Raw genomic sequence first — 9,245 nt, 5'->3', positions numbered from 1 at the left:
GCGCCAAGGCGAGCGTCGTGACGATCGCGATCGCCATGCCGATCATGCCGTAGATATTGCCCTGCCTGCTGGTGGTGGGATGCGACAGGCCACGCAGCGCCATGATGAACAGGACGCCGGAAACGAGATAAAGGAAGGAAGCGACGTTGATGCTCATGAACTAGCGCTCCTTCTTCTTGTACATCGCCAGCATGCGCTGCGTGACAAGGAAGCCGCCGAAGATGTTCACGGAAGCGAGGATCAAGGCAATGAAGCCGAAGCCGGTCGCCAGACCGGAGGCCGAGATGCCGACCGCCAGAAGCGCACCCACCACGATCACCGATGAGATCGCGTTGGTCACGGCCATCAGCGGCGTGTGCAACGCCGGCGTCACCGACCAGACAACGTAATAGCCGACAAAGATCGCCAGCACGAAGATCGCCAAACGGAACACGAAGGGATCGATCACCCCGCCCGATGCGGCATGAACGGCCTGCGCAACATTGTCGTTGTGCGCGAGCGCCAGATGAAGGTTGGTGATTGCCGCGTCGACGCGATCAAGCGCGTCCTGAACTGCCGTGTTTTCCATCAAGCTGCTCCTTCCGGCTTGCCGGCCTGCTCGCCGTCAACCGCAGCGGCCTCTTCGGGCGCCGCTTCAAGGCCGGGCTCGGTGCTGACCGCTTCTGCAGGTGCGGTCGGCGCAGCCACAGGTGCTGCCGATGCGAAATTGGGGTGAACCACAGCGCCGCCATGGGTCAGCAACGTCGCCTTCACCAACTCGTCGTCCGGATTGACCACGATCGTCTTCGAGGTCTTGTCGACCATCGATTCCAGGAAGGCGTAGAGGTTGCGCGCGTAAAGCAGCGAGGCGGACGCCGCGATGCGACCGGCAACATTGGTGTGGCCAACGATCGTGACGCCGTTTTCAAGCGTGATCACGGCATCCGCCACGGCGCCTTCGACATTGCCGCCGCGTTCAACCGCGAGATCGACGAGGACCGAGCCGGGCTTCATCGCCGCAACCATCGCAGCCGAAACCAGCTTCGGCGCAGGGCGGCCTGGGATCAGCGCCGTCGTGATGACGATGTCCTGCTTGGCAATGTGATCGGCAACAAGCGCTGCCTGCTTGTCCTGATACGCTTTGGACATTTCCTTGGCATAGCCGCCTGCCGTTTCGGCTGCCTTGAACTCTTCATCCTCGACAGCAACGAACTTGGCGCCGAGCGAGGCCACCTGTTCCTTGGCGGCGGGGCGCACATCGGTGGCGGTAACAATGGCGCCCATGCGGCGCGCGGTGGCAATCGCCTGCAAACCTGCAACGCCGGCGCCCATCACGAACACCTTGGCAGCGGGCACGGTGCCGGCCGCCGTCATCATCATCGGAAGGGCGCGGTCGTAAACGGCTGCGGCATCAACCACGGCCTGATAACCGGCAAGATTTGCCTGGCTGGACAGCACGTCCATGACCTGAGCGCGGGTGATGCGCGGCATGAACTCCATGGCGAAAGCAGAGATGCCCGCGGACGCCATGGCCTCGACCTCGGCCTGCTTGCCATAGGGATCCATGGTCGCGATGACCAGCGCGCCCGACTTGTAGCCTCGGATCTCGTCCGCAGAGGGGCGACGAACCTTGAGCACGACGTCAGCGCTTGAAGCATCGGCAACACTGCCGATCGTTGCGCCCATCTTGGTGAATTCGCTGTCGGGGATCCGCGAACGCAGCCCGGCTTCGGCTTCCACCACGACATCGAGCCCAAGCGCCTTCATGCGCTTGACCGTGTCAGGTGAGGCCGCAACACGCGGCTCCGCCGGATCAATCTCTTTTGGAATAAAGACGGTCTGAGCCAACAGCGCGCCCCTTTCGCCGTTGAAGTTTCAGGAAGGAAGCGGCTTCAGCCTAGGCTCAAGCCGTTCAAGCGGAGCGCAGGAAGAAGGTCCCGCCGGCGCAGATGATGGCGAACAGGATGATGGACGAAATAAATCCGCCTCCCATGAAGAAGCCGAAAGCCATCGCGATCATAAGAGCAACAAGCACGAGCGTGCCGTACTTGGTCAGCGCAAGAAAACCTTCATAGGTTTTCTCATGCTCGGAATAATCCATCTCGGCGCCCATTTCGAGCGGCCCGCTTGGCGTCTGATCAGCCATGTTTACCCCCACAAGCAAGATTGTTCTCGCACATAGCGAAACTCCGAGATCAGGGCAATGGCGCACTTGTCGCGGCGGAAGGCCTGATAGGAGATGAGTCTACAGAACGCCTTACCCGCCAAGCTGCGGAAATAGGCCGACCAGTCCGATAATGATCAGGTACAGCGCGACGATATAGTTGAGCAGGCGGGGCATGATCAGGATCAGCACGCCGGCAATCAGCGAAATCAGCGGCGTCAAAGTCAGGGCAGTCAGGGTCATGAGAGTCTCCTAAGGTTCGCTTGGGAACGAACGGTGGCGCCGAAGGTTCAAAGAACCCCGTGCACCCGCGCATGATAGATCAACAGGATCGTCTTGGCGTCGCGAATGCGGCCATCGGCAATCGCGGCCAGGGCGTCATCGAAGCCCATTTCCACGACCTCGATGTCCTCGCCCTCATCTACCAGCCCGCCGCCAAGGCTGGGCCGGGACGCCGGATCATATTCGGCCAGAAACAGATGCAGCCGCTCGGTCACCGCACCGGGGCTGGAAAAGCAGTCCGTGATGCTCTGCGGTTCTCCAATTGCGTACCCGGTTTCTTCGGCGACCTCGTGCCGGATCGCGTCTGCCGGATCGCGGTCATCGAGGAGGCCCGCCGGCACTTCCAGCATCATGCCATCGGCCACGCCATTCAGGTAGGCCGGCAGCCGGAACTGCCGCGTCAGGATGATGCTGCGCCGCTCCTTGTTGTAAAGCAGAATGCCCGCGCCGCTGCCGCGGTCGAACACTTCGCGCTTCTGCTGCTGCCATGTGCCATCGGAACGGCGAACATCGATCGTGTAGTTGCGCAGCGTGTACCAGTTATCCGACAGGACCTGGACATCGCGGATAGCAACGTCGCCCTTCTCGTCGGAGCGAGGCTCAACCAAGGGGTTGTGTTTCGGCGGCTTGGTCACGATCCCTCGCATTCCGGTAACAAAAGCACACCGGGGACTGCCGGCGCTTGAATCAGACGCTCAATGATTCCCCTGCCCGCGTCCACCTGCATCTCATAGGAGATCAGGCGGCTGGCCGGTAATATTTCGCGGTCGGCAGGATCGTCAGCGGCGCCAACTCCCCCGGCCCCGGCCGCGCAAACAACATCCGCCGCTCCGCCGCCGTGGAGCGGAAGAAGGGGAACCGGCGCAGGGTGTTTTCCATGTTCTTGTCGCAACGCGATTCAAACAAGATGCCTTGAACCGTCACGCTGGCATAGTCTCTTGGCTCCGCTATCCGAACCGAATTGAAAATGCGCTGGTAGAATGCCGTATGCTCGTCTCGAACCATCGAGAGGCAGCTGGTCGTATTGAAGTAAGCGGCTCCCGTCACAGCCAATCGCAAGGTAAGATAAGGCAGAGGTCGGTATAACCGGATGAGGGCGGGATCCGCAGCCAAACGGCTAGGATCGATAAAGCTGTCTCCACGCGCAAGTCTTGGACCAAGTACATCACCAAACACGGTCATGGCGGGAGCATATGGCTCTGCCGCATGCAGGTGATGAACACGGATCGTGCTTGCAAGTTGACCATCGATGAAGACACCAAAGCGGTGGCAATTTGGTGCATCATCCAGATCATCCTTCATCGCCTGCATTGGCGATTCAGACACGATGCCGTGTGTGCGATAGGCGCGATATCGAAGCTTATAGATCGCTTCCAGATCCTCGCCGCTGTTACATCGACGGTATTCCACGCGTTCAAGCAGCGTCAGGACGTTTCTTGCAAACCCCTGCGGCTCCTCATCGACCGCACCCACCTGTGCCGTCGCAGCCATTTCCGTAGTCCTCATCAAGCATCCCCATCTGCTTCGGCCATCAGCCGTAAAGCGCGAAACAGATCAGTAAAATCTAAAATACCAAAAGCTGTGTTTACGTTTCGTTAGGGTTAACGATGATAGGAGTTTGAACGATGGTCGGCGACTCGTCGAGCGACAAGGCTGCGTCAGCCTTTTAAATGGCGCTGATTTGACGGGTTTTCCGCAGCTCTTTTCCGAACGGCCACATGGTCGCGGCGATCGTGTTGATTCCCGAGCCGTTCAAAGCGGCTCCGAACAGGAAGCCTTGCAGCAGGTCAGGCTCGACCGTGTCGGAGAGAATGCGCAACTGCTCAAAGGTTTCGACCCCCTCGACCGTGACCTGCAGCCCCAACGACCGGGACAGCCCCACGATCCCCTTCAGCAGGGTCAACGACCTTTCATTACGAGCAAGGTCCATGATGAAGCTGCGGTCGATCTTGATCTTGTCGAGCGGCAGCGTGTGCAGGTAGCTCAAGCTTGAATAGCCAGTGCCGAAATCATCCAAAGCAATCCGGACACCCAGTGCCTTGAGATCCTCAAGATAGTGGCGGCTCTGCGACTTGTCGGCGAGCAGCGCTGTTTCCGTGACCTCGATCTCCAGCCTGCCGGGCTCAAGGCCGGATTGCTCGAGCGCCAGCCTTACATGCTCGACGATGTTGCCGTCCCGGAAATCCTTCGCCGATAGATTGACCGACACGCCTATCTGCTCAGGCCAGGTCAGGCATTCACGGCATGCCATATTCAAAACGAAGATGCTGACATCGGAGATAATGCCGATTTCTTCCGCCAGCGCGATGAAGACTGATGGTGAGATCGGGCCGAGTTCGGGATGGTCCCACCGGCACAGCGCTTCACATCCATCGATGCGCATGGAGTTCAGCCCCACGATTGGCTGATAAACCACCCGCAACTTGCCATTCTCGACGGCACTCCGGAGATCTGCCTTCATGATCTGCCGGTTGCGGAAAGCATCGTCCATGGCGGTTTCGAAGATCCGCCAACCGTTCTTTCCTTGCTCCTTGGCCTTGTAGAGCGCCAGATCCGCCTTCACGAACATGCTGTCGACATCCGTGCGCTGGACAGCGGAAAGAACTGCTCCGGCGCTCACCTGCAGCCGCAGGAGGTGGCCCGCAACATCCACGTCACCCGATACGCGTTCAAAAACCTCGCTCAGCAGAAGGACGAACTCGTCCTGGTCCTTTACCTGATCGAAGAACAAGACGAACTCATCGCCGCCGAAGCGACTGACCTTGATCGTGTCTGAGGCGAAGCTACTGAGCTTGCTCGCCACTGCGTAGATCAAACCATCGCCGATGGGATGGCCGAGCGTGTCGTTGACACTCTTGAAATCGTCGAGGTCGACCACAACCAGACCGCAGAGGCGACTGCGGTCTCCAATCGTCATGTGTTCCGCCACAAGCTCGTGGAAGTAAGCCCGGTTTGGAAGCCCTGTCAGGCTGTCATAGCGGGCCATGAAGCGGATGCGTTCCTCGGCATCAATGCGTGCCGTGACATCCTCGAACGTGATGACCCCAAGATCGTTCGATCCTTCGCGCGCCGAAAATTCGATATGGCGGCCATCAGAGAAACTGACGAGCAACTTGCGATCACGCTGATCGCGCAAAGCGCGCCCAAGCTGGCTTTCAACATAATGACAGTCTTTCGCCTCCATCAGCCCGGCTGCGACACCACGCATCAAAAGGGAATGAAGGGTTCGGCCGATCATCTTTGACGGAGAGCGCATACCGAGCATGTGCGCGGCTTCCGCATTGGCCACGACAATCTGGCCTTGCGCGTTCATCATAGCCAGGCCGTGGGACATCGTGTTCAAGGCACGATCGAAGCGCTGTGCGATCTGCTTGGACGATTTGCCTTCCATGATTGCGGTAAACAGCACGGTGCGAACATGCGTGGCCATCTTGATGGTGATGACCATGAACGGCACGATGAGCAGACCTAGAAGGATGTGATACAGATCGCCGTTCAGCATCAGGCCGGTCGCGATCGGCAGCACGATGGTCAGGGCCAGTATGTTGACCATCTTGCGCGAGCCATAGTTGCGACCAACGATGGTGATCGTCGATCCCATGGCCGTTGCAATCGATGCAAGTTCGCCAAAATCGTCCGGAACAAGGTAGATCGTCGCGAAACAGAAAAGCCCCAGGCAAAACCCCTGGAATGTTCCACATGCGAGATAGATGGCCTCCCATCGGCGCGCTGACGCACCGTCGGTGATACTGCCTTTTCGGTGAAAGTAGACAATGACGCTGGCTCGGATCGCGCCAGCCAGGAACATCAGAGCAGTGAGTGCCAGATAGATCCAGTGCCCTGTCAAGCGGTACACAAGGGATCCCATCAACGCATGACAGCAGGCGCCCATCAGCAGCGTTGACGGATCGTTGAAAAGCGACCGTACAAACCCCGCATAGATGTCGGCTGAAATGTCCTCTGCTTTGCTCTGCATCGCGCCTATGGATCCGCTCCATCACCGGTATCAGGCTGCAATTAAGAAATAACTTATGTCATGTCGTCGACTGGCCAGCCTGCCTGCGTCTTCACGAGCCTCCTTCCTGCTCGGCTGTCATTTGCACCCTCCCTCCGAAACATCATGGTGGAAGCGTCCGATAGCGGAGGTCAAGAGCAGTTGATGCCTACTTCTTATCCCTTCGCCGCACTTTTAAGCCTGCAACAACTCTGCTAGTGCGCGGGATGCTCGTGGAATGCTGGTTGTTGCGCCGTGCATGGGGTCGAGCATACAGTCGGGTCGGCGGGTGGTGGGATGATGCGCCGTCGTGGGAGGAGGTTCTGCATGAAAGCTTTGCTCGCTTTTGCGAGGGCGGTTGATCGCGTCAACGAGATGATCGGCAAGATCTTTGCCTGGGCGATCCTGGCGGCGATCCTGGTCAGCGCCGGCAATGCCATTATTCGCAAGACGTTCAACGTGTCGTCGAATGCCTGGCTCGAACTGCAATGGTATCTGTTCGGCGCAGCCTTCCTTCTGGCCGCTGCCTATACCCTGAAGCAGAACGAGCATATCCGCGTCGACATCGTTTACGGCATGTGGTCGCGCCGCACGCAACACTGGATCGACCTGTTCGGGCATGTGTTCTTTCTCATGCCGTTCGTGCTGCTGATGATCTACTACTTCTGGCCCTACTTCCTCCTATCCTACCGCAATGGCGAGACCTCATCGAGCGCCGGCGGTCTGCTGATCTGGCCGGCCAAGTCGCTGCTTCTGATCGGCTTCGTAATGCTGGGGCTGCAGGGTATTTCCGAAATCATCAAGAAGATCGGCGTGATGCGCGGCTTGATCGAGGATCCCAATCCCTTCGTGTCGGCCCATGAAGCGGCTGAACTCGAAGGTCAGGCCATCGCGGAGGAGATCCGCAAATGATGGCTTTGATCGCCGAGAACATGGCGCCGATCATGTTCGTGTCGCTGATCGTATTCCTGATCCTGGGATACCCGGTCGCCTTCTCGCTTGCCGCCAACGGTTTGCTGTTTTTCGTGATCGGCGTTGAACTGGCGCCGGTGTCCGGCGGCAACATCAACCTGTCCTGGCCGCTGCTTTACGCTCTGCCTGACCGCTTCTGGGGGACGCTTGCCAACGAAACATTGTTGGCGATCCCGTTCTTTACATTCATGGGCATCGTGCTGGAAAAAAGCGGCATGGCCGAGGATCTGCTCGATACGATCGGGCAGCTGTTCGGTCCGATCCGCGGCGGCCTGGCCTATGCGGTGATCCTCGTCGGCGCCCTGCTGGCGGCCACCACGGGCGTTGTCGCGGCATCCGTGATCGCGATGGGCCTGATCTCGCTGCCGATCATGATGCGCTATGGCTATGACCGGCGCCTGTCGTCAGGCGTGATTGCCGCATCCGGCACGCTGGCGCAGATCATCCCGCCGTCGCTCGTTTTGATCGTGCTGGCCGACCAGCTCGGCCGCTCGGTCGGCGACATGTACAAGGGCGCGCTGATCCCCGGCCTCGTTCTGGTCGGTTTGTACATGCTCTACATCCTGATCATGTCGATCGTGCGCCCCAAGTCGATGCCGGCTTTGCCGCTCGAAGCGCGCACGCTCGGCCATGGCGTGACCTCGCTGTTGATCGCCTTGGCTGTTTGCGGCGGCATCAGCTACGGCGCGCATGTGCTGCTTTATCCGAGCCAAGGACCTGACGCCGACATTCTCGGCGGCGTCGTTGGCGTGCTCGTGATCTACGTGTTTGCGATCACCGACAAGGCGATGAACCTCAACATCATGTCGCGCCTGGCGCAGCAGGTGATCATCGTCCTGATCCCACCGTTGGCGCTGGTGTTTCTGGTGCTCGGCACGATCTTCCTCGGCATTGCGACGCCAACCGAAGGCGGCGCGATGGGTGCCGTCGGCGCGCTGATCCTGGCCGCTTTCAAGGGCCGGCTGCGCATGGACGTCATCACCGGTGCGCTGACCTCGACCACGCGCCTGTCCGCCTTCGTGATGTTCATCCTGCTTGGCGCCCGCGTGTTCTCGCTCACCTTCTATGGCGTTAATGGTCATCTGTGGGTGGAACACCTGCTGACCTCCCTGCCGGGCGGTGAAGTGGGCTTCCTGATCGCGGTCAACGCGCTGGTCTTCTTCCTGGCGTTCTTCCTCGACTTCTTCGAGCTCGCTTTCATCATCGTGCCGCTGCTTGCACCGGCTGCCACCGCGATGGGCATCGATCTCATCTGGTTCGGCGTGCTGCTTGGCGTGAACATGCAAACGAGCTTCATGCATCCGCCCTTCGGCTTCGCGCTGTTCTTCCTGCGCTCGGTCGCGGCTCGCGTGCCCTATCTCGACCGTGTCACGGGCAAGAAGATCCAGCCGATCACCACAGGCCAGATCTATTGGGGCGCTGTTCCATTTGTCGGCATCCAGCTCTTGATGGTGGCACTCGTGATCATCTTCCCGGGCATGGTGATGCACTACAAGGGCGACGCGCCCGTGATCGATCCGAACACGATCCAGATCGATATTCCGGGCTTCGGCGATCAGGGCGGCGGCATGCCGAGCTTCGAAGTGCCCTCGCTCGGTGCACCGCCCTCCTTCGACACACCGCCGGCCATCCCCGGCCAGGAAGGGCAGCCGGCACAACCGGCAGCCCCGCCTCCACCCGACCTGTCGCAGCCGCCTTCCTTCAATTGAAGGCGATCGCTTGATCCGAAAACCCCGGCTGCAAAGTCGGGGTTTTTCGTAAGAGGACTAGATGCGTCCTTCGAGGCTCGTGTGCCGCGCCTGGCTCGATGCTCTCGAGCTTGTGCGGGCTCGCACCTCAGCAACCGTATTGTTG

At 59.6% G+C, this 9,245-nt stretch carries 9 protein-coding genes and 1 pseudogene; 2 read left to right on the top strand and 8 right to left on the bottom strand.

The features are described 5' to 3' along the window. From RTX98_RS18555 to RTX98_RS18520, 8 genes and pseudogenes are all read right to left on the bottom strand, one after another. A partial coding sequence (locus RTX98_RS18555) for an NAD(P)(+) transhydrogenase (Re/Si-specific) subunit beta (protein WP_312798278.1) occupies nucleotides 1-157 on the bottom strand: 157 nt, incomplete at its 3' end. A 3-nt stretch (nucleotides 158-160) separates the two neighbouring features. After that, nucleotides 161-478: pseudogene (locus RTX98_RS18550) on the bottom strand (proton-translocating transhydrogenase family protein); the annotation flags it as partial. Nucleotides 479-567: 89 nt separating this feature from the next. Then, on the bottom strand, nucleotides 568-1,827 hold the full coding sequence (locus tag RTX98_RS18545; RefSeq protein ID WP_312798275.1) for a Re/Si-specific NAD(P)(+) transhydrogenase subunit alpha: 1,260 nt from the start codon (nucleotides 1,825-1,827) through the stop codon (nucleotides 568-570). Nucleotides 1,828-1,891: 64 nt separating this feature from the next. Beyond that, nucleotides 1,892-2,125 (bottom strand): aa3-type cytochrome c oxidase subunit IV, encoded by a 234-nt coding sequence (locus RTX98_RS18540; RefSeq protein ID WP_189503138.1) that lies wholly within the window; start codon nucleotides 2,123-2,125, stop codon nucleotides 1,892-1,894. Nucleotides 2,126-2,236: 111 nt separating this feature from the next. After that, the gene (locus tag RTX98_RS18535; protein WP_189503139.1) at nucleotides 2,237-2,386 is read right to left on the bottom strand and encodes a DUF3096 domain-containing protein; all 150 of its coding nucleotides are present in this window, start codon (nucleotides 2,384-2,386) and stop codon (nucleotides 2,237-2,239) included. Nucleotides 2,387-2,433: 47 nt separating this feature from the next. Further along, nucleotides 2,434-3,060 carry an NUDIX domain-containing protein gene (locus RTX98_RS18530; RefSeq protein ID WP_312798274.1) on the bottom strand — a complete coding sequence of 209 codons (627 nt, stop codon included), beginning with the start codon at nucleotides 3,058-3,060 and terminating at the stop codon, nucleotides 2,434-2,436. A gap of 103 nt (nucleotides 3,061-3,163) precedes the next feature. Next, entirely contained in the window at nucleotides 3,164-3,916 is a 753-nt protein-coding gene (locus RTX98_RS18525; RefSeq protein ID WP_312798273.1) for an N-acyl amino acid synthase FeeM domain-containing protein, read from the bottom strand. Nucleotides 3,917-4,091: 175 nt separating this feature from the next. After that, a complete protein-coding gene (locus tag RTX98_RS18520; RefSeq protein ID WP_312798272.1) occupies nucleotides 4,092-6,401 on the bottom strand; it encodes a putative bifunctional diguanylate cyclase/phosphodiesterase in 2,310 nt (769 codons plus the stop codon). 345 nt (nucleotides 6,402-6,746) lie between these two features. Here RTX98_RS18520 and RTX98_RS18515 point away from each other — a divergent pair, with 345 nt between their 5' ends. Both RTX98_RS18515 and RTX98_RS18510 read left to right on the top strand, forming a co-directional pair. Continuing rightward, nucleotides 6,747-7,331: a TRAP transporter small permease subunit gene (locus RTX98_RS18515; RefSeq protein ID WP_312798270.1), complete on the top strand. Its 585-nt coding sequence runs from the start codon at nucleotides 6,747-6,749 to the stop codon at nucleotides 7,329-7,331. Further along, nucleotides 7,328-9,100: a TRAP transporter large permease subunit gene (locus RTX98_RS18510; RefSeq protein WP_312798269.1), complete on the top strand. Its 1,773-nt coding sequence runs from the start codon at nucleotides 7,328-7,330 to the stop codon at nucleotides 9,098-9,100. Before RTX98_RS18515 ends, RTX98_RS18510 begins: the two co-directional genes overlap by 4 nt. The last annotated feature ends 145 nt before the right edge of the window (nucleotides 9,101-9,245 follow it).

The sequence above is a fragment of the Tianweitania sp. genome (genome assembly GCF_032053605.1).
In the GTDB taxonomy this organism is placed as follows: domain Bacteria; phylum Pseudomonadota; class Alphaproteobacteria; order Rhizobiales; family Rhizobiaceae; genus Tianweitania.
Note: the sequence above shows the minus strand (reverse complement) of the source record. Positions and strands in the feature narration are given on the sequence as shown.